The organism is Pedobacter sp. N23S346 (assembly GCF_048515415.1).
GTDB lineage: Bacteria > Bacteroidota > Bacteroidia > Sphingobacteriales > Sphingobacteriaceae > Pedobacter.
On the sequence record NZ_JBLYEE010000025.1, the window covers coordinates 1 to 23741 of the forward strand.

General features: G+C 36.9%; 23 protein-coding genes. 13 read left to right on the forward strand and 10 right to left on the reverse strand.

What is annotated here, in order from left to right; all coding sequences use genetic code 11:
• Positions 1-595 precede the first annotated feature (595 nt).
• Complete coding sequence (locus ACN1CD_RS23330; protein ID WP_419132834.1) at positions 596-1294, forward strand: DUF4290 domain-containing protein; 699 nt, start codon at positions 596-598, stop codon at positions 1292-1294.
• 183 nt (positions 1295-1477) lie between these two features.
• Positions 1478-2803: a UDP-N-acetylglucosamine 1-carboxyvinyltransferase gene (gene murA, locus ACN1CD_RS23335; RefSeq protein ID WP_419132835.1), complete on the forward strand. Its 1326-nt coding sequence runs from the start codon at positions 1478-1480 to the stop codon at positions 2801-2803.
• A 984-nt stretch (positions 2804-3787) separates the two neighbouring features.
• Here murA and ACN1CD_RS23340 read toward each other — a convergent pair.
• Positions 3788-5149: a pyridoxal-phosphate dependent enzyme gene (locus ACN1CD_RS23340; RefSeq protein WP_419132836.1), complete on the reverse strand. Its 1362-nt coding sequence runs from the start codon at positions 5147-5149 to the stop codon at positions 3788-3790.
• A 438-nt stretch (positions 5150-5587) separates the two neighbouring features.
• Here ACN1CD_RS23340 and ACN1CD_RS23345 point away from each other — a divergent pair, with 438 nt between their 5' ends.
• Positions 5588-5851: a hypothetical protein gene (locus ACN1CD_RS23345; protein ID WP_419132837.1), complete on the forward strand. Its 264-nt coding sequence runs from the start codon at positions 5588-5590 to the stop codon at positions 5849-5851.
• A gap of 21 nt (positions 5852-5872) precedes the next feature.
• On the opposite strand, the gene dprA is transcribed toward ACN1CD_RS23345, so the two are convergent.
• From dprA to ACN1CD_RS23375, 6 genes are all read right to left on the reverse strand, one after another.
• Entirely contained in the window at positions 5873-6967 is a 1095-nt protein-coding gene (dprA, locus tag ACN1CD_RS23350) for a DNA-processing protein DprA (protein ID WP_419132838.1), read from the reverse strand.
• A 57-nt stretch (positions 6968-7024) separates the two neighbouring features.
• A complete protein-coding gene (locus ACN1CD_RS23355) occupies positions 7025-7291 on the reverse strand; it encodes a hypothetical protein (protein ID WP_419132839.1) in 267 nt (88 codons plus the stop codon).
• A 144-nt stretch (positions 7292-7435) separates the two neighbouring features.
• Complete coding sequence (locus tag ACN1CD_RS23360; RefSeq protein WP_419132840.1) at positions 7436-8944, reverse strand: S41 family peptidase; 1509 nt, start codon at positions 8942-8944, stop codon at positions 7436-7438.
• A 4-nt stretch (positions 8945-8948) separates the two neighbouring features.
• Positions 8949-9557: an HAD family hydrolase gene (locus ACN1CD_RS23365; RefSeq protein WP_419132841.1), complete on the reverse strand. Its 609-nt coding sequence runs from the start codon at positions 9555-9557 to the stop codon at positions 8949-8951.
• A 6-nt stretch (positions 9558-9563) separates the two neighbouring features.
• Complete coding sequence (locus ACN1CD_RS23370) at positions 9564-10043, reverse strand: hypothetical protein (protein ID WP_419132842.1); 480 nt, start codon at positions 10041-10043, stop codon at positions 9564-9566.
• Positions 10044-10215: 172 nt separating this feature from the next.
• A complete protein-coding gene (locus ACN1CD_RS23375) occupies positions 10216-10866 on the reverse strand; it encodes an ABC transporter ATP-binding protein (RefSeq protein WP_419132855.1) in 651 nt (216 codons plus the stop codon).
• A 348-nt stretch (positions 10867-11214) separates the two neighbouring features.
• Here ACN1CD_RS23375 and ACN1CD_RS23380 point away from each other — a divergent pair, with 348 nt between their 5' ends.
• The 8 genes from ACN1CD_RS23380 to ACN1CD_RS23415 all read left to right on the forward strand — a co-directional run bounded on the left by ACN1CD_RS23380 (position 11215) and on the right by ACN1CD_RS23415 (position 18065).
• Positions 11215-11850, forward strand: coding sequence for a hypothetical protein (locus ACN1CD_RS23380; RefSeq protein WP_419132843.1), 636 nt, complete (start codon positions 11215-11217; stop codon positions 11848-11850).
• A 1-nt stretch (position 11851) separates the two neighbouring features.
• The gene (locus tag ACN1CD_RS23385; RefSeq protein WP_419132856.1) at positions 11852-12148 is read left to right on the forward strand and encodes a winged helix-turn-helix domain-containing protein; all 297 of its coding nucleotides are present in this window, start codon (positions 11852-11854) and stop codon (positions 12146-12148) included.
• A 46-nt stretch (positions 12149-12194) separates the two neighbouring features.
• Positions 12195-12491 (forward strand): hypothetical protein, encoded by a 297-nt coding sequence (locus ACN1CD_RS23390; RefSeq protein ID WP_419132844.1) that lies wholly within the window; start codon positions 12195-12197, stop codon positions 12489-12491.
• A 23-nt stretch (positions 12492-12514) separates the two neighbouring features.
• A complete protein-coding gene (locus ACN1CD_RS23395; protein ID WP_419132845.1) occupies positions 12515-14083 on the forward strand; it encodes a DUF4173 domain-containing protein in 1569 nt (522 codons plus the stop codon).
• 47 nt (positions 14084-14130) lie between these two features.
• Positions 14131-14439, forward strand: a complete 309-nt coding sequence (locus ACN1CD_RS23400) for a hypothetical protein (protein WP_419132846.1) — start codon at positions 14131-14133, stop codon at positions 14437-14439.
• A gap of 86 nt (positions 14440-14525) precedes the next feature.
• The gene (locus ACN1CD_RS23405; RefSeq protein ID WP_419132847.1) at positions 14526-15230 is read left to right on the forward strand and encodes a hypothetical protein; all 705 of its coding nucleotides are present in this window, start codon (positions 14526-14528) and stop codon (positions 15228-15230) included.
• A 170-nt stretch (positions 15231-15400) separates the two neighbouring features.
• Positions 15401-16600: an ADP-forming succinate--CoA ligase subunit beta gene (gene sucC, locus ACN1CD_RS23410; protein ID WP_419132848.1), complete on the forward strand. Its 1200-nt coding sequence runs from the start codon at positions 15401-15403 to the stop codon at positions 16598-16600.
• Positions 16601-17384: 784 nt separating this feature from the next.
• The gene (locus ACN1CD_RS23415) at positions 17385-18065 is read left to right on the forward strand and encodes an outer membrane beta-barrel protein (RefSeq protein WP_419132849.1); all 681 of its coding nucleotides are present in this window, start codon (positions 17385-17387) and stop codon (positions 18063-18065) included.
• A gap of 182 nt (positions 18066-18247) precedes the next feature.
• On the opposite strand, the gene ACN1CD_RS23420 is transcribed toward ACN1CD_RS23415, so the two are convergent.
• A complete protein-coding gene (locus ACN1CD_RS23420; protein WP_419132850.1) occupies positions 18248-19450 on the reverse strand; it encodes an MFS transporter in 1203 nt (400 codons plus the stop codon).
• A 104-nt stretch (positions 19451-19554) separates the two neighbouring features.
• On the opposite strand from ACN1CD_RS23420, the gene ACN1CD_RS23425 reads away from it, so the two are divergent.
• Positions 19555-20112, forward strand: a complete 558-nt coding sequence (locus ACN1CD_RS23425; protein ID WP_419132851.1) for an NADPH-dependent FMN reductase — start codon at positions 19555-19557, stop codon at positions 20110-20112.
• 316 nt (positions 20113-20428) lie between these two features.
• Positions 20429-21031: an outer membrane beta-barrel protein gene (locus ACN1CD_RS23430; protein WP_419132852.1), complete on the forward strand. Its 603-nt coding sequence runs from the start codon at positions 20429-20431 to the stop codon at positions 21029-21031.
• Positions 21032-21105: 74 nt separating this feature from the next.
• On the opposite strand, the gene ACN1CD_RS23435 is transcribed toward ACN1CD_RS23430, so the two are convergent.
• Together ACN1CD_RS23435 and ACN1CD_RS23440 are read right to left on the reverse strand one after the other, a co-directional pair.
• Positions 21106-22758 (reverse strand): M28 family metallopeptidase, encoded by a 1653-nt coding sequence (locus ACN1CD_RS23435; protein WP_419132853.1) that lies wholly within the window; start codon positions 22756-22758, stop codon positions 21106-21108.
• A 115-nt stretch (positions 22759-22873) separates the two neighbouring features.
• Entirely contained in the window at positions 22874-23317 is a 444-nt protein-coding gene (locus tag ACN1CD_RS23440; protein ID WP_419132854.1) for a JAB domain-containing protein, read from the reverse strand.
• Positions 23318-23741: the final 424 nt, after the last annotated feature.

Here is a 23741-nt window from a genome sequence, read left to right on the forward strand (position 1 = left end):
GAGCCAACAGCTGAAATTGGGGGGCTTTGATATCAGTTTCAAAACATAAACCCACTTATTTTGACCGAAATCAAACCTTTTTTCCAACAATTGTTTTTTACCGGACAACAGTGAATCAAGTTCAGGAAGGCGATTCTTCGTTGATGTCACATTTAGAATTGCCACGGAAGTACAGAATACACGGAATTATCTAACATAATTTCAACCGCACTTAATTTCACGAACTTTTTTCTGCATCCTGTCATTCAGAGCGAAGCGAAGAATCTCCAACCTATTCCCACCAAACCAACCCCTACCTACCGAATCATGTTCAGGAAGACGATTCTTAGTTCACTAAACCTGATAGAACGGAAAGCCCGGAGCGAGGAACGAGTGAGGACTTGAAGGGATAGCAGGGCTGAAAAATCAAAAGCACTACTGACCGTTCATTTCCAAAAAAACAAAAAACAATCACATTTGTTATTAAAAAGATTATCTTTGACTTATATAAAACGAAAGTCCGGCAATAGACATTTCGGTGAATTCATAACCTCATCTCCTCTGGTTATTTCATAATTCGTATCGCCGGAAGATTTATCCATTAAATTATCTGTACATGAATTTTGATTATAATACTACTCGAAGCCATTTGATATTATCTGAATATGGCCGTAATGTTCAAAATATGGTGAAATACATTTGTGAGTTACCCACTATTGAAGAACGTAATAAATATGCCCAGGCGGTAATCGACCTGATGGGCTTTCTGCAACCACATTTGCGTGATGTCGCCGATTTCAAGCACAAACTTTGGGATCACTTACATATTATTTCCGGCTATCAAATTGATGTGGATAGTCCGTATCCAAAGCCATTAATTGAGAATGCTTACGTTAAACCTGAGCCTTTAGCTTATCCTCAACAGCGAATTACTTATAAACATTATGGTAAAACAGTTGAAGGCTTGATTGAAAAAGCTATGGGAGAGCAAGATCCGGAGCGTAGAAAAGTGATGGTGCAAGGGATTGCAAACTTTATGAAAATGGCCTACGTAACCTGGAACAAGGATAACGTTTCTGATGAAACGATTATTAAAGATTTGAAATATCTTTCAGGCGGCTTGTTATCTCTCGATGAGGGGGTTAACCTAGCAAAGGTTGAATTCAGGGCGCCAAATCCACGTCAGAATAACAACAATAATAACCGTGGCAGAAGCAACAATACCAATAATAACAATGGTAAAAACCGCCAGAATAATACCAACAACAACAACAATCGCGGAAGAAGCAATAATAACAATAAACCCAAATATTAGGTAAAAGGTAAAAAGGTAGATGGTAAAAGGTTAAAAATCGACAGCCAAACTGGGTGCTTGATCTTGAAGCGGCTATGGAATAGATATAACACATTAGTTAAAATCGACGCCCAATCTGGGTACTTGATACTTGATACTAATTACCGGACACTAAATACTTGATAATCATCACAAAAAAGAGATATGAACGCATTTGAAATTACAGGCGGCATTAAACTAAAAGGCGAAATTACTCCTCAGGGCGCCAAAAACGAAGCTTTACAAATTTTGTCAGCGGTGTTACTTACTGAAGAAAAGGTAACTATCAGCAACATTCCAGATATTAAGGATGTGAATAAACTGATTGAATTGTTGGGCGACCTGGGTGTTGTAGTGGAGCGAATTGATAAAGACACCTACACTTTCGAGGCTAAAAACATTGACTTAAATTTCTTCGAGTCTGAAATTTTCAAGGCCAAAGGCGGAGGATTACGTGGTTCGATTATGATTGTTGGTCCGCTTTTAGCTCGTTTTGGTAGAGCAGCGATTCCTAAACCAGGAGGAGATAAAATCGGTCGCAGAAGGTTGGATACCCACTTTATTGGTTTCGAAAAGTTAGGTGCGAAGTTCGTTTACGACAGCAAAAAAGCATTTTTTAATGTTGATGCGACAAACTTGCAAGGTGCATATATTTTGCTGGATGAAGCATCGGTAACCGGAACGGCAAACATTGTAATGGCTGCTGTTTTAGCAAAAGGAACAACCACGATTTATAACGCCGCCTGCGAACCTTATTTACAGCAACTTTGTAAAATGCTGAACCGTATGGGCGCAAAAATTACAGGCATTGGTTCGAATTTATTAACCATTGAAGGGGTTAAAGTTTTAGGCGGAACATCACACAGAATGTTGCCTGATATGATTGAAATCGGATCTTTTATTGGTATGGCAGCCATGACAGAGTCTGAAATCACCATTAAAAATGTTTGTTACGACGAGTTGGGTGTAATTCCTGAAGTATTTAAAAAATTAGGAATTAAATTGGAACGCAGAGGTGATGATATTTATGTTCCATCGCAAAAGCACTATGAAATTGACACGTTTATTGACGGTTCTATTTTGACCATTGCCGATTCTCCATGGCCAGGTTTCACTCCTGATTTATTAAGTATCGTTTTAGTAGTGGCCACACAAGCTAAAGGAAACGTTTTAATCCACCAGAAAATGTTCGAAAGTCGTTTGTTCTTTGTAGATAAATTAATCGACATGGGTGCGCAGATTATCCTTTGCGATCCACACCGCGCTACAGTAAATGGTATTGATAAAAAATATAAATTGCGTGGAATCAGCATGACTTCTCCTGACATCAGAGCAGGCGTTTCATTATTGATTGCCGCTTTATCTGCCGAAGGTAAATCAACAATTTATAACATTGAGCAGATTGAGCGCGGTTACCAGGATATTGATACGCGTTTACGTGCCTTAGGTGCGCAAATTAAGCGTGTAAATGCTGATGCGCCGAGTCATTAATGGAGAAAAAGCTAAAAGAGCAAAGCTTAAAGCTGAAAGAATAAAACCTAAAGCCAAAAGCGCAAAGCTTAAAGCAAGAATAGCTTGATGCAAAAAAAAACGCCTGAGTGAGAAATTACTTGGGCGTTTTTTATGTTTATTCGTCATTAAGGAAGCACGACGGAGCAATCTATTTCGTAAGTTTCTTCAATGGAAATTGATTAAGCAGATGATTCTATTTGGCAATGAAGGATTTTTTGATCCGATACAGTAACTGAATCATCACGCTGGGTTTAGTTCAGCACCTTATTTCTATTAATGCCTTAAATGGTAAATGCAATTGTTTAAATAATTTTCCCACTGATTAAAAAGATTTCCGCAGAAGCGAGTAGTAAAATCTGCGGTGATCATCTTAATCTGCGGGACTAACTTTTGCATCATGCTCACCTATTTTTAATAACGACTGTTGATAAGCGCCTTTGGAACAATCTAATAATCATCAATTCATGCCGAATTTGGTTTATCATTTTGATAGGAAAGATCCTGAAACTAGTTCAGGAAGACGACCGCTACAACTCACCGTTTATGGAAGGTTGAAAAAAAGCAGCTATAGAGTTGCTATTTCCGCTATGCACTTATCGCAACCTTTCCCGTAAGGAAAAAAAGCAAGGATAAAAGATTTCGCAGCTATTATATTAAATTACACAAACAGAAAAGTGCATTCCTACAGATTCTGAAAAAAGTACAGAAAAACGATTTTTCAAGTGGACTCCTCATTGAGGTAGGAAGCAATCACAATCTTTGGGTTTAAAAATAGCAAATGTTATATATGATTACTCCGTACCTCCAATCACAAACATTTTATTAAAACGAATGGCAAGGAATAAGACTACATTACATTTCCATTTTCCTACTCTCTATACCCATTCCCAATTTTCTATACCCTATTGGCTATTCCCCATTCACAATTTCCTACTTCCTATTCTTTATTTTCTCTTCCCTCTCCTATCCCGATATCGCATTAATAATATCATACTGCGTAATAATTTCAATTTTACCAGATTCATCTTCCACCAATACAGCAGAATTTTCTCTGTTAATTAATGATGAAATCTTATCAATCGAAGTATTCAAATCTACAAATGGAAAGGTTGCTGTCATGATTTCTGAAATTTGTGCAGATTTCAAACCTGGATTCTCGAGTAAAGCAGATAAAATCTCACTTTCTGCAATTTTTCCAACAATCATTCCCTGTTGTGTAACCGGAATTTGAGAAATATTCATTGATTTGATGGTATTGATCGCTTCAAGAACCGATTTTATAGCATCAAGGGTTACAATTTCAGTTGCTTCTTTCTTAGCCAAAATTGATTTTGCGGTGAGTTTTTCATCTTGCAAAAATCCGCGTTCACGTAACCAATCTTCATTATACATTTTGCCCATATACCTGCTTCCGTGGTCATGAAAAATAACCACCACGATATCTTCCGGCTTTAATTGATCTTTTAACTGAATTAACCCACCAATAGCTGCTCCTGCTGAGTTTCCAACAAAAATTCCTTCTTTACGGGCAATATCACGCGTCATTAAGGCGGCATCTTTATCGGTAACTTTTTCAAATAAATCAATCACATCGAAATTTACATTGGCTGGTAAAAAATCCTCGCCAATTCCTTCGGTGATGTATGGATAAATTTCATCCTTATCGAAAATGCCTGTTTCTTTATATTTTTTAAAAACCGAGCCATAGGTATCGATTCCCCAGATTTTAATATTTGGATTTTTTTCTTTCAGGTATTTACCTGTTCCCGATATCGTTCCGCCAGTACCAACACCAACAACAAGGTGTGTAATTTTACCTTCGGTCTGCTCCCAGATCTCTGGCCCGGTTTGCTCATAATGCGCCTGCGAATTGGCTAAATTATCATACTGATTGGGTTTCCATGAATTTGGCACTTCTCTTTCCAAACGAGAAGAAACTGAATAATAAGAACGAGGATCTTCTGGTTCAACGTTTGTAGGACAAACAATTACTTCGGCACCAAAGGCACGTAAAGCATCAACCTTTTCTTTTGATTGTTTATCCGTTGTGGTGAAAATACATTTATAGCCTTTAACAATGGCAGCCATGGCCAGGCCCATTCCGGTATTTCCAGATGTTCCTTCAATAATGGTTCCGCCTGGTTTTAACTTCCCGCTTTTCTCTGCATCCTCAATCATTTTAATCGCCATGCGATCTTTGATAGAATTGCCTGGATTGGTAGTTTCTATTTTGGCTAAAATTGTACCGGGAACGTTTTTCGTTATTGTATTTAATTTTACCAAAGGCGTGTTGCCGATAGTTTCTAAAATATTATTATACCACATGTTACAAAACTAAGCAAAGGCATTAAGTATTGTATCACTAATATTTTATTTGAAATATAATTTCGAAAATTCATATTTAATAGAATTTTATTGCATAATCTATAAATATTATAGACATTATAGATTGATTATTGGGTGAAATACAATAATGGTTTTTGATGATAACAAATTTTAACGGTAAATTATCGTGATAATCCTAATCAACTCATCGCTAATGGCTCGGTTATGGCGATATGCAACAAGGACCCCTATCCGCCTGTCGGCACCTTTCCCCTGAAGGGGGAAGGGCGTAGAAAAAATATTTTTCGCACTATGCAATCAGTATAAAAGACGATAAAACTTTTTGGTTGGTGAGCCACCAACCAAGGGTTCTACACAAAAAATTCGCACCTTGTAATCTGTACCACGCGATCTCCACCTTGCCATCCGGCATAGGAAATGAAGGAAGGAGAAGCCGTTGATTTTTTTGCACCAACGTTCAAATACCTCAATCCCAAGGTAGCGCGAACGGCTCCTAAAATAATCTTTATTACAAATCAAATTGAGCCCTTGCGCTATCGCCATTTAAATTTCAACGAGCTAATCCGACATCAGTTCCAAGCCTTGATTTTTGTCTCTTTTCATCAAGGAAAAGAGAAAAGCCCTTCGGCGGCCAGCCGAGGCAAGGATGAAGTGGTTGGTGAGCCACCAACCACTGGATAGGCCTTAGATATTTATTAAACTCTATAACAATTTATAAACCTTACCCGGCAAAGAAACAATGATGCCCTGCATTTCTAAAGTAAGCAAAACGATAGCCAATTTGCTTTGCTGGATATTCAAGTGAACACAAATCTCATCAATTGCGAACTGACCAGACTGGAGCAGATCCACTACTTTCTGCTCATTTGCAGTGAGGTTAAGTTTCAGCGTGGTCTGTGCATTTTTTTTCTTCTCCTTCACCTCATTATCCCAACCCAGGTAATAAATTAAATCATTGGCATGGTTAATTAACCCGGCACGGTTTGTTTTAATCAGGAAGTTGCATCCTTCAGAGAAAACGTCATTTGTCCTCCCTGGAAAAGCGTAAACATCTTTATTATAAGAATTTGCAATTTCGGCGGTAATCAATGCCCCTCCTTTGATTGATGCCTCCACCACAATGGTTGCATCTGCAATTCCGGCAATGATCCGGTTTCTTTGAGGAAAATTTTGTCGATCAGGATTTGTTAACGTTGGAAACTCAGAAAGCAGGCCTCCGTTTAACACCATTTTTTGTGAAACGGTTTTATGAATCTGTGGGTAAAGCCTGTCTAACCCATGGCCCAGCACACCAACTGTTGTGATCTCATTTGCGATACACTCTTTATGAGCAGTAACGTCAATCCCGTATGCTAAACCACTCACCACTAAAACATTGTAAGCTGAGAGCACTTCACCAAGTTGTTTGCAGATGTTCCTTCCGTAATCAGTTGCATTTCGCGTACCCACTATACTGATGATGCGTGGGTGATTGAGATCAGCCTTGCCCTTGAAGTAAAGTAGAATCGGCGAATCAATACAATTTTTTAATCGCTTAGGATAGTTCTCATCAGAGAAAAACAAAACTTCTATCCCATGTTTTTCTACAAACTTTAATTCTTCTTCTGCCCTTGTTAAGGCATCCGTTTTTAAAATTGCATCAACAGTTTTATCCCCTATCCCGGGGATTTGCAACAATTGTTTCCGGCTGGCTGAAAATACAGCTTCAGCACTTCCGCAATAAGCCAATAGGTTTTTTGCATTTACCGGACCAATGGATTTTATAAAAGTTAAAGCAATTTTGTGGAGCGTACTCATTCATTTCAGGTTAAGGTTAATAAATGCGGGATGATTTATTTCCTTAAAAAAAGTAACCTAAAACTCGATATCGATCAGGCTTTTAAGTGGAATATGGATGTTGTTTTTAAGTTGAATATATTTTTCTGTTACTGCCCAAACAGTGGTATCCACACGTTTCGGACCTATAGTAGTATTAAATGTGATCACAGCCTTTGATTTAAATTCATTTCCGAGTCGCTGAGCCTCGTCAAGTTTTGTTTTCAGGTTTGTAGTGTGATCTTCTCTGGCATTGATAATGTTTAAATATTCTATATGTTCTTTCGCTATAATTTCTATTGACATAATCTGCTTCTAACTAATAATGTTAAACAAGCTTATTAATTTTTAGCAGAAAAAACAAGCCTAAAAGTGCTTTTAATGTAATATTTATCAAAAAAAAGCCGACAATAATTATTGTCGGCTGTGAGTCAATGGTTTTAAGAATTTTTATTTTAAAATTGGCTTTCTGGTTTCTACCATTCCTTTAAATTCGTGATCTAATTTCTCGTTTACCTGATCAATCTGCACTCTAGAAACGCCGCTGGTACTACTTATTGCATTTTCCTTGGTAAAAGAAGTGAAACGCCCTGTAGCAGAATAGTTAAGGGCTTGCGCAAGCAGGCTTTCTGATGGATCGCCAAAATCAGTTGTTAAATCATCTGCAAGGTCTTTATCTACAGCCATCCCATCGAAATAATCGCCAAAATCTGCAGAATTTTTGGTCTGAAACTGAGGAATATATAAATCGCTTTTATCTATGCGAAGGGCAAAGAAACCAACTGGTTTGCCATAGGTTTTACGTCCGATTAACTTCACATCCATCACTGGCTTCAAATTATTGATCAGCAATTCACTGGCTGAGGCTGTACCGCTTGTAACCAGAAAATACACCCTCGTTAACCCATTAAGTGATCCCCTCTTTTTAAAAACCTCCAGATTACCCGAAGCTGCAATGGGCTTATAATCGTAATCGAACATAGAAAATAATGTTCTGATACCGCTCGAATTTGTATCATAAAACTTTTGATTTTGAAGTATGGTTGCCTGGTGATCTTGCATGGTTTTAGTCCAGTAAGTAGTGTACATTACTTTTCCATTTTGAGAGGCAGGTGCAATCAAATTGGTAAATGCTTCAGATGTTGCAACAGAACCACCGCCATTGTAACGTAAATCGACCACCAGTTCTGTTACGCCATCAGTAGTAAACTTACTGAAAGCCGCATCTAGCAAAGGAACGGAGTTAGTTGTAAAACTATTAAATACAATATATCCTACTTTTTTAGTACCAACATTATATGTATTGGTAAATAAAATTGGATTAATGTTGTAAGATCCTCTAGTAATCACCAAACTCTGAGTTGATTTGTTTGCTTTTTCAATTGTTAAAGCAACGGTAGGATTATCTCCAAAAATGCCATCGTTTAAATTATCAATATCTGCCTGGCTTGTTCTTAAAGTGGTGCGGCCGTTAACCCTCGTAATTAAATCGCCCCTTTTTAGCCCTGCAACCGCAGCTGGAGAAGTTGCGTAAACATACTTTACGCGAAGTAGATTTCCACCATCATAATTTGCCGAAAACCCATAATCTCCACTTAAACCGCTCAATTGTCCGGCAACTGTACCATCATCAATAAAAGAATATTTGTCTTTACCACCCGTGCTTGGCAATGCTTTTAAAGCCGATAAAACCTGTACGTTGTTGCTGTATTTACGTGGATTGAAATCATCATACGATGGCATTCCAACATTCCAGAAATAAGTTTGCTTCGCATATAGGAAAATTGAATCTCTGGTTAGGAAATCACGATTCGTTGTAGGCGTTTGTAAAGTATTTGCCTCTGTAACAGCATTAGGTGACTCTTCTGCAGGTGTACTCTTTTTACAGGATGTGATTAACGCGGTGGACACCACCAAAAAACACAAAAGAATTTTTTGCGAATTAATTTTTCTCAGCATAAGTTTAGTTAAAAATTTCTTGTGACCTAATATACGGCAAATTCACTATTTTAGATTGTTGCGCATCAAAATTATTTGCGCCAATAACCAAAGCCTCCTCAGCTGATAAATGGTTACTGGTAAGTATGTTTTGAAAAATTTCTGCCTTTTGTTGTTTCAACTCATCAGCGAAATAAACGGTGAGGTATTGTTCCAATCCATTCCACTCGGTTTGCTTGATTTTGTTAAGTTGCTGCTCCGGATTTCCAGCCGTTACAATGAAAATTTTAATCCGATTCACAACAAGTTCCTGAAGAAAATTTAACATGGCCTGGAAAAGCAGCAACTTCAGCGGTAAGCGTGCATTCTGATGCAATAAGTCGAAATTATGCTGGTATTTATGATCAATTTCAAACCGACCGGCTGTTTTTTCAAATAATCCCTCCGAACCAGATTGCTCTAATTCTACCCGCATAAAGTCCAGAATGGCCTGCGCTTCTTTCTGCTCCGTATATTCTATAAATTGAGCAAAAAGGTAATAGACTTGCAGCAGGTAATCTTTCTCCGGAAATAAGACATTATCCAACTCGAAGATTACCGCTTGCTTATCCTTTAATAACTGAGAAATTTCCATATTCTGCTAAACTGTAAAAAGTTTTAATTCATCATCAGGTAAGTTGTAGCCAAAAACACCACTTAACTCTTCTTCACGCCTGATAAAAATTTCACCTCCGCTAGCGAAAATACATTCACCATGAATGAATACGGCAAAGTTCTTAAACGTATTTTTTTCTACTGAACGATAAGATTCAATTAATTCTGGTTGTGGTGTTAGCACATGAATGCCATATTCGCCAAATAACACCGCTGATTTTGCCAATGGTTCTATTTCATAATCATGTAATGGAATAATGCTGTCTATTGCTTCAGTAATACAAAAGTTAAGCAAAAGATGTGCGATACTATCTTTATTTAACGCCCCAAAAGATGCAAAAGCATAGTTTTCGGTGATTATGCTTGGTACATCACCATAATCTGCGAGCAAAACGAAATGGCTTGAAAAAGCCTTCATTAATTTTAAAGCTTTTGCATTGTTCCCGCCTGTAATAAGTATTTTCAAGATTTAATTATTGATTGAGTGAAGAGTTGAATGAGTGAAGGAATAAATGATCGAATGAGTGAGAAATTGAGTGAATGATTAAGTAAATGATTGAATTTTGAATGAATGAATTTTGAATGAACGAACATCTTTTTCTATTTCTTAAAATCATACAACCCTTTAATATTAACTATTATACGATTAAACCATCCTTCATGGTAACCACACGATCACTGGTTTTAGCCAAATGCTCATTGTGTGTAACGATAACGAAAGTTTGTTGGAAATTATCCCTTAAACTCACAAAGAGCTGATGCAAAGCGGAGGCATTTTCCGAATCCAGGTTTCCTGAGGGTTCATCTGCTAATATGATAGATGGATTATTAATCAGAGCCCTAGCAATTGCGATCCGCTGTTGCTCACCACCAGACAACTGGTTCGGCTTGTGGTGTGCCCTGTCTTTAAGTCCAAATAGATCCAACAGTTCTAAAGCCCGTGTTTCTGCTTGTTTTTTGTTCGTTTTTGCGATAAAAGCAGGAATGCAAACATTCTCAATGGCGCTAAACTCTGGCAACAAATGGTGGAATTGAAATACAAAGCCTATATTCTGATTACGAAAAGTGCTAAGCAAATCTCCAGAAAGCTTGCTAATCACTGAACCTTTCAGTTCCACATCACCTTCATCCGGTTTATCAAGCGTACCCAAAATATGCAGTAAAGTACTTTTCCCGGCACCAGATGGACCAATAATACTGACTATCTCTCCCTTTTGCACCTCAAAATTCACCCCCTTAAGGATCTGCAGATTTCCGTACGATTTTTTTATTCCAGTGGCTTTTAGCATGGCGTAAAAATAGTTAAAAGTTTTAAGTGGGAAGTTATAGGTTGTAAGTTTTAGGTTATAGGTTGTAGGTTGCAAGTTGAAGGTTAAAAGTTTTGGGTGCAGAGTTGGGAGTCGAAAACAAAACAAGCAAAAATCCATAGCTAGAAGTGGTAAGTTTTAAGTAATAAGTTTTAAGTTAAAGACCCAGAGAGAATAGAGAATAAAAATTAAGGATCAAAGATGAAAGAGCAAAGATTTAAATGCCAAAAATCAGTGCAATCTCTAGATCTGTGTAATCAACCCACAGGAAAAATAAAATTTGCAATTCTCATTTTCTTATTTAACTTTGAAAAACAAAGCACTTTCAAAATGAGCAATAAAGAAGAACAACTAAATGCCCTAAAAGACATCAGACAAATGATGGATAGATCGACCAGGTTTATTTCTTTAAGTGGCCTATCTGGCGTTTTCGCTGGTGGAATTGCATTGATTGGTGCTTATTTTGCGCATGAAGAGATTGAAAAGTTTTTTGGTAAAAGAGGATATGCTTATGGCGTGCAAGGCGAAATTGATTTAGAATTCAACTTAGTTAAGCTCGGTTTAATCGTATTATTTGTGGCGCTTGCCGGAGGTATTTTGTTTACGTACAGGAAAAGTCAGCAAAATAATCTTCCCATTTGGGATAAAACATCGAAAGCTTTACTGGTTAATTTAATGACACCTTTAATTGCCGGTGGCTTATTCATCATTGCTTTGCTGGTCAATCATCCAAATACCTATAGCATTATTGCGCCTACCTGTTTAATTTTTTATGGTCTGGCACTCATTAACGCTAGTAAATTTACCTTTAGCGATATCCGCTATTTAGGTTATCTGGAGGTAATACTCGGCTTAATCTGCATGTTTTATGTAGGTTACGGTTTGTGGTTCTGGGCATTCGGCTTTGGTGTACTTCATATTATCTACGGATTACTGATGTATTTTAAATACGAGAGAGGTGAGTAAGATGAAGAATCCGATAGCAGATTTAAATAAAATTTTCGACAGCAGAATCAGGTTAGGCGTAATGTCTATGCTTGTGGTGAATACAGAAATTGGCTTCAACGATTTAAAACAGCTGTTGGAACTTACCGATGGCAATTTGGCATCCCACCTGAATACTCTCGAGCAAGCCGAATTTATTAAAGTCCATAAAGGCTTTATTGGTCGTAAAACCAGTACCACTTACGCCATTACGCCCTTAGGAAAACAAGCCTTCAAAGCACATTTAGATGCTTTGGAAAAAATGATTAAGAAACTATAAATTATTTTTTTACCCATTCACTTTGAAATTCAAAGCACTTTTAAAAATGAAAGACACATTAGAACCACAGATTATATTCATCGGAAAAAAGGCCACGATTTATTCGGCTGCCATTGGAACATTTCTTCTGCTTGCTTTCCTGATGAGCAAACAAGATTCATTAATAGCGATAGGCATAAGTTATATCCTATTTGCTTTCGTTGTCAATAGTTTAATTCTACTGGCATTAATTGCAGCACTTTTCTTTCACACCCCACATTGGAAAAAAATTATTGCAACCATCATTTGTGTATTGCTCAATATCCCCTTAAGCATCTTTTACCTGTCCATCGTGATTAATTAAAAATAACACTTCATCATTCAATTATGAAAAATAAATCCAACCTCTTACTCCTCGCCGCCTTAGTGGGTGGCTTGCTGTTCAGCTTCCTATTTTGGGAAGAAAGACTGGCCCTTAATTTATTGATATACAGCACCTTTCTTTTAACCGTAACTTATCTAAATCCTGATGTAATTAAAAGCACAAAATTTAAAATTTATGGCCTAGCACATCTTTTAGCTGCCATTTTAGTGGTGATTAACAATACTGATTTATCTATAGCAACTTACTACATCAGCTTGTTGGTGTTTATCGGAATCAGTCATAACCAACAGATCAGAACCATATTTGCGGCCTTACTGGCATCGATCCTTCAGATAATCACAACTCCCTTTAATGCCATTAATAACCTGAGTAAAATAAGTATAGGTAACTTTAACCTGAAACCTATTTTTAGATTAATCAAATATGTCTTCATTCCTGTCATCGCAGTAATCTTTTTTACTTGTCTGTATGCTGCCGCCAACGACCTCTTTGCACACTACGTAGAGACTGTTTTAACCAGCATTTTTAAATTCTTCGAAGGGATTCTCCAATTCTTTTTTAAAGACCTGGATATTGAACGCTTTGTTCATTTCTGCTTCGGATTAGTGCTAACCAGTGGTTTATTCTTAGCGTTTCTTAACAAAAGTATTGAAAATGCAGAGCTAAAAGCCAATGAACAATTAACAAGAATCAGACGAGGATCAGCACAAAAGACACTATGGTATCTGGTTATAGAAACGTTTGCCGGAAGTTTGTTAACGAGAAAAATGGCGCTTAAAACCGAATATATTATCGGTGTAATTATGTTTATTGCACTCAATGTTCTGCTGCTCTTATTAAACACTATTGATATCACTACGCTTTGGTTTGGCTATAAACCAGCAGGAAATTTCTCGGGTGCGCTACATGAAGGCACAAATTCCTTAATTTTCAGCATCATCATGGCGATGGCTGTTATCCTCTATTTCTTCCGTGAGAATTTAAATTTTTACCGCAAAAGCAAAACACTTAAAGTACTTGCTTTTACCTGGATGATTCAAAATGTTATTCTCATTGTTTCAGTATTGATCAGAGATGGATATTACATCGAGTTTTATGGCCTCACGCATAAGAGAATCGGCGTTTTGGTATTTGCATTACTCTGCATCATCGGCCTGGCTACCGTTTACATAAAAGTGGCCAAACAAAAAACGCTATTTTATCTCTTCAAAATTAATGGAAGCATTTGGTTTATGCTGCTGTTAGCCTTCAGCATCATCAACTGGGATGTTGCCATTGCAAAATACAACCTGTCACAAAGTGAGAAAATTTCTTTAGATGCAGATTATCTGCTCTCGCTTTCTGATAAAACATTACCTGTATTGGATAAAAACAGAGCAAAACTGCACTACACGCCAGCCAAAGTATATAATGAAAGGGAGATTCCAAAACCTCAAACCGCAGGTTTTTACAATGATCAACTTGATGAACGTATTGGTTATTTTAAAGAACGCTACGAGAAAGAAAGCTGGTTATCTTGGAACATGCAAGATTGGAATGCGGCCAGATATTTTGGGATAAATAGCAATTAAATCACAGCATAATAAATAGTTATAAAATTCATTAATTTTAATACACCATGACAAATCAACAAACACTTAACTCTTCAAAACTAAGAATCAGGATTATTCTTATTACCACCGCTTTAATTTTAAGCATCCCTTTGGTAGCCATGCAGTTTACCAAAGAAGTAAACTGGACACTTTCAGATTTTGTAATAGCAGCAGTGTTATTATTGGGCACAGGCTTAGCGATAGAACTGGTCATCAGGTATGTGAAAACCGGTTTATCGAGAACCATACTCCTGGTTGTTATTCTATTGCTTTTGTTCTTAACCTGGGCAGAACTGGCTGTTGGTATCTTCGGAACTCCTTTTGCCGGAAGTTAAAGTCTTAGAAATATGCTTTCCCTGGTGCAACGCTGCACCAGGAAAGCTCTTCAAGATTAAATTATCTTAAAAAATAAATTAACCAAATGAAAAAGAACGTTTCAATACCGTTACTCGGCCTATTTTTGATTATCGTTGCATCAGCCTGTACTGAAGACCAAAAAACCATTTCAACTACTAAAGAAAGTACTGGCACAACAAGTACAAGTCAGCCGGAAGTACAATATGGGCCTGCCATTATTGTCAAAAATACAGACGTATTGATATATCCTCTAAGTTTGAACGGCGAGGAGGAGGATAGTTATGAAAGGGAGGTAAAAAGCAATCACTGGAATTTCATTTTTTATAATGTGATTTCTGGTACCAGGGATTTCCTAACAAGAGAAAAGGTGATCATCAACAGTTTCCAAATTGGCGATTCAGAAAAAGGAACAGGCAATCAACCAACATTATCAGATCAGTTTATTTATTATGATATTAACGATGCTGATACTGATGGCGATAAGAAATTGACAAGGAAAGATGCTAGTAAGCTTTACCTTTCAACATTAACAGGAAAGTCATTTATCAGGATAACTCCTAAAAATTATAAGCTTAAGAGCTGGACATTAGACAATAAACATGATCTCATTTTATTAGACTTAATTAAAGATTTAAATGGCGATAAAAAATCCGATCATCAGCGGGAAGCTGACTATTTTACCTACAATTTGAAAACAGGAGTGTTAAAAGCAGTTTTCGATCAGAAATTAAAAGATGAAATTAAGAATCTAGCGAAGAAAGTATTGTAACAGATAATCAGCTAATTAAAAAAGAGAAATCAGCTTTTTATCGAATAACCATCGATCCTGTGACACTCTTTTATCCGATTAACATAAAACGTTCATTTTCTATAAAAAAACGGTAAATACTATTTGTTTAAAGGCTTTAGAATTGTAGCTTTGGGCAAATTTTGTAGCAAATGAATATTCACGAATACCAGGGTAAACAAATATTAAAAAGTTTCGGTGTTAACGTTCAAGAAGGAATTGTTGCCGATACTCCGGAGCAAGCTGTTGAGGCTGCCAAGCAATTAAAGATCGATTATAACTCTGATTGGGTTGTTATTAAAGCGCAAATCCACGCTGGTGGTCGCGGTAAAGGTGGCGGTGTTAAATTAGCTAAAAACCTTGAAGAAGTTAAGCAACGCGCTACTGATATCATTGGTATGCAGCTGGTTACTCCTCAAACCGGACCAGAAGGTAAATTAGTGAGTAAGATCTTAGTTGCTCAGGATGTTTATTATCCAGGTGCTTCAGAAACCAAAGAATTCTACATTTCAGTATTGTTAGATCGTGCAAAAGGTCGCAATATTATTATGTACAGTACTGAAGGCGGTATGGATATTGAAGAAGTTGCTGAACATACGCCACACTTAATTTTCAAAGAAGAAATTGATCCTAAAGTTGGCCTACAGGGTTTCCAAGCTCGTAAAATAGCTTTCAAATTAGGTTTAAGCGGTGGTGCACATAAAGAAATGGTTAAATTTGTAACTGCTTTATATAAAGCTTACGATGTAACTGATTCTGCAATGTTTGAAATTAATCCGGTATTAAAAACAAGTGATGATAAAATTATCGCTGTTGATGCTAAAGTTGATTTAGACGAAAATGCGTTATTCCGCCATAAAGATTACGCAGCAATGCGTGATACAATGGAAGAAGATCCAATGGAAGTTGAAGCAAGTGCTTCTAACCTAAACTTTGTTAACCTTGATGGTAACGTAGGTTGTATGGTTAATGGTGCTGGTTTAGCAATGGCAACTATGGATATCATTAAATTAGCTGGTGGTGAACCTGCAAACTTTTTAGATGTTGGTGGAACTGCAAATGCTCAAACGGTTAAAGCGGCTTTCAACATCATCTTAAAAGACCCTAACGTTAAAGCAATTTTAATTAACATTTTTGGTGGTATCGTTCGTTGTGATCGTGTTGCTCAAGGTGTGATTGATGCTTATCAGGAAATCGGAAATATCCCTGTGCCAATTATCTGTCGTTTACAAGGTACAAACGCAGAAGAAGCTAAAAAATTAATTGATGAATCCGGACTTAAAGTTTTCTCAGCAATCGCTTTAAAAGAAGCTGCTGATTTAGTAACTAAAGTACTGGCTGAAGAAGCATAGGAGTTAAAGGTTGAAGGTTAAAAGTTGAAAGACTAAGGTTGAAAGCTTAAAGTCTAAACCATTATTAATAATCTTCAAAAATAATATAAATGGCCTGTTCATAAATCATGAGCAGGCCATTTGCGTTGCTAAATAACTGATTGGAGGTGCACCAACCAGCTTATTATAACTTGTTAATCATTGAATTTATAGCCATAAGTTTTTCTGTTGGTGGCACCAACCTATAGATGGAATGGTTCGAGGGCTTAACTATTGGTTGGCGGCGAATTAACTGGCTTAATTTAATCTCATTAATTTGCTATTAAATTTACTGGTTGCAATCTCAACAACTAACCCCTGGTTGGTGGCGCACCAACCGGCTTAACCTACAAAGCTTAAGTTTTATCTCATCAACCTACTGATGCGATTGATTTATTAAACTCGAATTTTGCCACGGAAACACGAAACACACGGAATAGATTAGTTTCTGTGTATTTCGCGACTCCGTGGCAATTAAATCAAAAGCTTAACCTAATGGTTGCAATCTCACCAATCAGCTTATTATTTACTTGTTAATCATTGATTTTATAGCCATATGTTTCAGTTGGTGAGACATCAAGTGATAAATGGAATCGCTCACAAGCTATGAACGAATGTATAAAAATGAAAAAAGCTGATAAATAAACAATTAACTATAATAAATAACCTCTTTCCCATAAGTTGTTTGAATGTAAAATAAAAACAACTAATAAAGTAGTTTTTATTTTATTTATTTTATCTTGTCGGACACAAAAACACAAATGAAATGAAAAAACAACTATTAACAATTGCAGTGCTATGCGCTGTCGCATTTACTGTAAATGCCCAAACAGAAAAAGGTGATAACCTGATTGGCGGGAGTATCTCGTACAGCAGTGATAAACGAACACCAGAAAATCTTAATAATTTGACATCACAAAAGTCAACGAACATTTCTATTACTCCCCGTTTTGGGCATTTTGTTAGTAATAATGTGGCAATAGGCTTGAGCGTGGGCTATATCAGAAGTAAGAATTTCTACGAATCAAACTTGTCTACTCCTACAAGTATACTAATCTATAATACTGAAAGCACCAATGAGACTTTCAATATTGGTCCTTTCGTAAGGTATTACGTTAATATCGTCGATAAGTTTAAATTTTTTGGTCAAGGTAACGCATTTTTTGCTTTTGGAAAGTCTGTTTCGGTAGATGGTGGTTCCATCACAGTTATCCCTCGGAGTACCAAGTACAAAACGACAATATACGGGGCAGCAATTAATCCAGGCTTTGCATTCTTCCCAACTAAGCGCTGGGCATTCGAATTTTCGTTTCCTTTAGTTTCTTATAACAATTATAAGATGAAAGATGACGGAAATAATGTAAGTTCTCAGGCTTACCAAAATGAAGGATTTCAGTTTGGGTTCGATTCATTCAATCCAAGCATAGGACTTAACTATCACTTTTAATAAAACTTACTGGTTGGTGACGCACCAACCAGCTTATTATAACTTGTTAATCATTGGTTTTATAGCCATAAGTTTTCAGTTAGTGAAACACCCAACCGATAGATGGAATGCCTCACAAGCTATGAATGAATGTCGAAAAACGACAAACGGTAAACGAAAAAAGCTAATTACTAACTTTACACTTATCTTTTCTTAGTTTCTATATTCGGCAGAAAACCAGTAAGCAAACCAATTAACGGAAGAAACGCACAAATACTGAAAACGTATTCTATCCCCTTCGAATCGGCAAGTTTTCCTAATAATGCAGATCCGATCCCACCCATTCCGAAAGCGAACCCAAAAAATAAGCCAGCAACCAAGCCCACTTTCCCGGGAATCAATTCCTGAGCATAAACTAAGATGGCAGAAAATGCAGAAGCCAGAATCATCCCGATAGGAACAATAAGTACACCTATCCAAAATAAATTGGCGTGAGGCAGTAGCAAAGCAAAAGGTGCAGTACCTAAAATAGATGCCCAGATTACGTATTTCCTTCCAATTTTATCTCCAATTGGTCCACCCAATAAAGTTCCGGCAGCAACAGAAAACAAAAACACAAATAGATAAATTTGTGAGGTTTGAACCGAAACCTGAAATTTATTGATCAGGTAAAATGTAAAATAATTAGTTAAACTCGCCATGTAGAAATATTTCGAGAAAATCAAAAGCAACAAAATCACGACAGAAAAAATAACCTTATTTCTCGAGAATTGGCTTACCTCGGTTTTGATGGCTGCTTTCTTACTTCTCGCCAATACAAATCCTTTGTACCAATTACCTACATAAGTTAAGATTACAATGGCCAGCAATGCAATTGCAGAAAACCAGATTACGCTAAATTGTCCGTAAGGCACAATAATCCAGGCAGCCAGTAATGGGCCTAATGAACTACCTGCGTTACCGCCCAATTGAAAAACCGATTGCGCTAAACCTCTTTTCCCGCCAGATGCGGCGTGTGCCATTCGCGAAGCTTCAGGGTGAAATATGGAAGATCCGATCCCGATAAAAGCGACGGAGATTAACATCGTGTAAAAATGAGCGGATTGAGATAAAGTTATTAATCCGGTAAGCGTAAACGCCATCCCTATAGCCAAAGAATAAGGTTGTGGTTTCTTATCTGTATATAAACCTACAAAAGGTTGCAATAACGATGCGGCCATTTGAAAGGTAAGCGTAATTAATCCGATTTGCGAAAAACTTAACTGGTAATTCGTTTTAATAATGGGATAAATTGCCGGAATTAGTGATTGGATGGTATCGTTTAATAAATGTGAAAAACTAAGCGCAAAAAGAATGGGAAAAACAGTTTTTTCAACGATAGGAGAAATGGTATTATTTTCAGTCATAAAGAATTAATTTAAGAAGGTAAAGGTAACCATTATAGATTTTATGCTTCGGCGGGATAGCCAATATTGAAAAAACTTTTATTCAAACCATGGGTTTATTTAACATGGAAAAGAATAAAACGATTATCGGCCTCTGCGGAAGCCTTAGAAAAGGCTCGTATAACCAAATGTTATTAAAAGTTGCTGCCAGTTTATTACCTGATGATGTTGACTTCGAAATTGCAAAATATGATGATATTCCTGTTTACAACGAAGATCATGATCTCCCAGCTGTGACTGAACGCCCGGAGAGTGTTACCAGATTCAGAGCATTATTAGCTACAGCTGATGCCTTTATAATTGCCTCACCAGAATACAACTATTCTATTCCCGGTGGATTAAAAAATGTCATAGACTGGGCCAGCCGTGGAAAAGATAGTCCGCTAATGCATAAACCTGTCGCTGTTATTGGCGCCACACAAGGCCTTTGGGGAACAGTGAGAATGCAGGCTGCTTTTCTTCCGGTTTTTACTTTTTTAAATATGAATCCTGTTTTACAGCCAGAAGTTTTAGTTGCGCAGGCGCAAAATAAATTTGATGAATCAGGAAACCTGAATGATGAAATGACAATGAGCCTTATTAAAGAGAAAATTAACAAGCTCGTTTCTACCTGCAAAATTTAATCCGGATTAAGCGTAATATTCCAATTAGCGCTGACACAATTGCAGCTAAAAAACCTGACATTTATGCCAAAATAATCAGATTATCAGATTTTTTTATTCAAAAAATTAATCGATCGATTGACTTTTAGTCACAAAAAAATAATAATGAATTAATATTAATTTTATATGTCGTTATCAATTAAGCAGTTGATCTAAAACTGATTTTTTGATGACGATATCATAATTTATTGGCATCGATATTGACTTTTCAGCAAATATAGTCAGACATTATAAAAGTAAAACTGGCTATATTTTTAAACAAATAAATAATATAACGATGAAAAAATTATTATTATCATTAGTAGCAGTTGCGGGTTTAGTTTACAGTGCAAATGCACAAACTGAAAAAGGAAAAATCATGTTAGGTGGTAGTGTTGGTTTCAATTCTACTAAAGTAGAAGGTGCAGCGAAATCTGATGTTAGCTTTAGCATTGTGCCGAATGTTGGTTATTTTGTGAGTGATAACTTCGCAATTGGTACCGGTGTTGGTTACACTTCTGATAAAGAAGTTAGTGAAAACAACATCAATCAAGCTTTCAAAGTGGCGCCTTTTGGCCGTTACTATGTTAACCTATCAGATCAATTTAAATTCTTCGGTCAGTTATCTGTACCAATGGAATTTGGAAACAATAAATTTGTAGATAACAATGGCGATACAGGAGCAAAAATTTCTAAAACTACAGATATCGGCGTTAATTTAGCTCCAGGCTTTGCTTTCTTTCCAACTAAAAGAATTGGTATCGAAGTTTCTGTTAATGGTTTAGGTTACAATAACCGTAAAGTTACTAATGAGATTACTGGTAACGAAACTACCATTAACTCATTTGGTTTAGAAGCCAGCACTTTAGCTCCAAAATTGGGTGTACAATTTCACTTCTAGTCTTTAGCGCTTAGCTCTAAAATACTTTAACTTTTTATAAACGCGTCTCGACTGCAAAGCCGAGACGCGTTTTTTTATTTCTTTTCTCTAATGGCTTTAAATTCTGAGCCTTCTTTCCATTTTGGAAATGATGTTTCGTTACTTAACCGATAACCTAAATCAAAAACAAGCCTTACATCTTCCACAATTCCGGATAAATCCCAAGTATTGGCATCGAAATTATCCTGAGGAGAATGATACCTGAATTTGGTAAAATCTGCTACCTGTTTCAAACCCCAGGCCCTACCGTTTTTTACATTATCAACACCAGAACCTGTAAATAAAGATGGTACGCCTACCTTAGCCAGGTTAAAATGATCAGACCGGTAATACAATCCTGAAGATGGAACAGGATCTGGAACGACTACCCTCCCCTGCTTTTTAGCAGATGTTGCGGCGTAATCCTCCAACTCTGATTGGCCAAAGCCATAAACTACTATATCTTTTGTTTTACCGGCAATCCCCATCATATCCATATTAATGTTAGCCACCGTTTTAGCCAATGGAAAAACCGGATGTTTGGCATAATATTCAGATCCCAGCAAACCTTGCTCTTCTGCGGTGTAAGAAATAAATAAAATGGTACGGTTGGGTTGTTTAGGCAGTTTTTTAAAGGCTGTTGCCAGTTCGAGTAAAGAGGCCACTCCAGTAGCATTATCTACCGCACCATTATAAATAGAATCTCCCTTTACCTTTTCGCCAATACCTAAATGATCCCAATGGGCAGAATAAATAATGGCTTCATCTTTATGCTTATCGCCAGGAACTTTTGCCAGCACGTTGTATGATAAAGATTTTTTAATCTTATTTTTTATGGTTAATGATGTAGTTAAACCTAAATCAACAGCTTTAAAACCTTTCTTTTTAGCCGTTTCCATCAAGCCGTCACTTTGTCCTGCTAGTTTAAAAAGCGCTTTTGCTTTATCCAGGCTGATCCACCCCTCAACCACAGTTCTATTCATTCCGTTATCTTCAGATTGAAGATTGAGTTTCGATTTAGACCAGCCACTTCTCACCACACTCCAGGGGTAGGCCGCAGGTTCGGTATCATGAATAATCAAAATACCTGCAGCACCTTGTCGAGATGCCTCTTCAAACTTATAAGTCCACCTACCGTAATAGGTCATGTTTTTTCCTTTAAATAAGGTAGAATCTGCAAAACCCGGATCGTTAATCATCACCACTACTGTTTTGCCTTTTACATCTAAATCTTTATAATCATTCCAACCGTATTCTGGTGCCACAATGCCAAAGCCAGCAAAAACCAACGGAGAATTTGTAATGTTTACCTGATCTTGTAACCTTCGCGATCCGGCTACGAAATCAGTTAGATAAGTGAGATCTAACGAACCAGACTTGCCTTTAATAACCATTTTATCTTCCGGCACCGATTTAATTTCCACCATGGGTACTTCCTGAAAATAACTGTCGCCATTTCCAGGTTCAAGACCTAATTTTTCGAATTCATTTTTTAAGTAGTTTATCGTTTTGGTTTCACCATTGGTGAAAGGCTTTCTGCCCGCTAAACTATCTGCTGCAATAACAGAAAGATATTGGCTCAGACTGGAATCGTTAATTGCTTTTACGGAAAGTGAATCGGGTGAAGTGCTGTCTTTTTCGCTGGCCTGCTTGCAAGATGCCAGTAAAAGAAGTGCACAACCTGATAAGAGTATTGTTTTTTTCATCATAATCATGTTTTGAAATTACAAAGAAATTGGCAAAAGCGGGGCATTCTTTAGCAACACTTTTAAGGGTTCGAAAAAGGCGAACAGTTTAATGTGCTGTTCACCTTCTTGCAAATGCTTAGTTTACAAACTGTGTTTTCTTAAAACTACTGAAAGTATTGTTATCACAAATTAAATAGTCTAAGAAGTCCAAACCTCTTAGTTCAAGTGTTTCGAAAATACTGAGTACTAGTAAACGATCGAAGGTATTAAACGTTGTCTTTTCTAAATGGCTTTGCACCAAAATAACGCCAGCCGCGTTACAAGCAATAGCCAGGCCTACAACCTGTTGAGTTACGCGATCAGTATCACTGATGTTTCGCAGGTTATACCAACAAAACACCTCATTTTGAAGGTTTACAAAAAGTGCATAGAAAGCAGCTGTGTTACTTAATGTTTTCCCATGAAGCTGATGGACAAGTGTGGCAATTAAAGCGTTTTCAGTAGAGAAAATAACTTCGTTGAGGCTTTGAAAGCGAAACTCCAATTCCGCTGATTCAAATTGTTTTTTCTGGTTGGGCATTTGAAAAAAAGTTAAATATGCGCTCAGGTCACGCCCAACCAGTCGAAAAATCGATAGTTACCAGACTTACACCGGGTTGCCTGAGCATTATTTTGTTTAAGAAATTTTTAGCTGAATTGCTTCAACTGATTGGGCACTATGAAGGTAGGATTTTTTTATAAAAATCAATGTTAATCTTCAAAAATTAATTTGACCATTCAATAGCGCTTACAAATAAGAGGGTTTAAAAAAGACTAACAGTTTAATGCCCCATTCTCTTTTGAAATGATTTTTCCAACCTCGGAGAATCGCTTTACATCTATCGGTTGGTGTCTCACCCAATGCTATTAACTTAAGCTATTTATATGTCTGGTGCAGTCTGTTTTTTCTTTTTTTAAACGTTATTCTAGGAAAGCTTCTGTCCGGTTTTATTGGAATTTTAGAA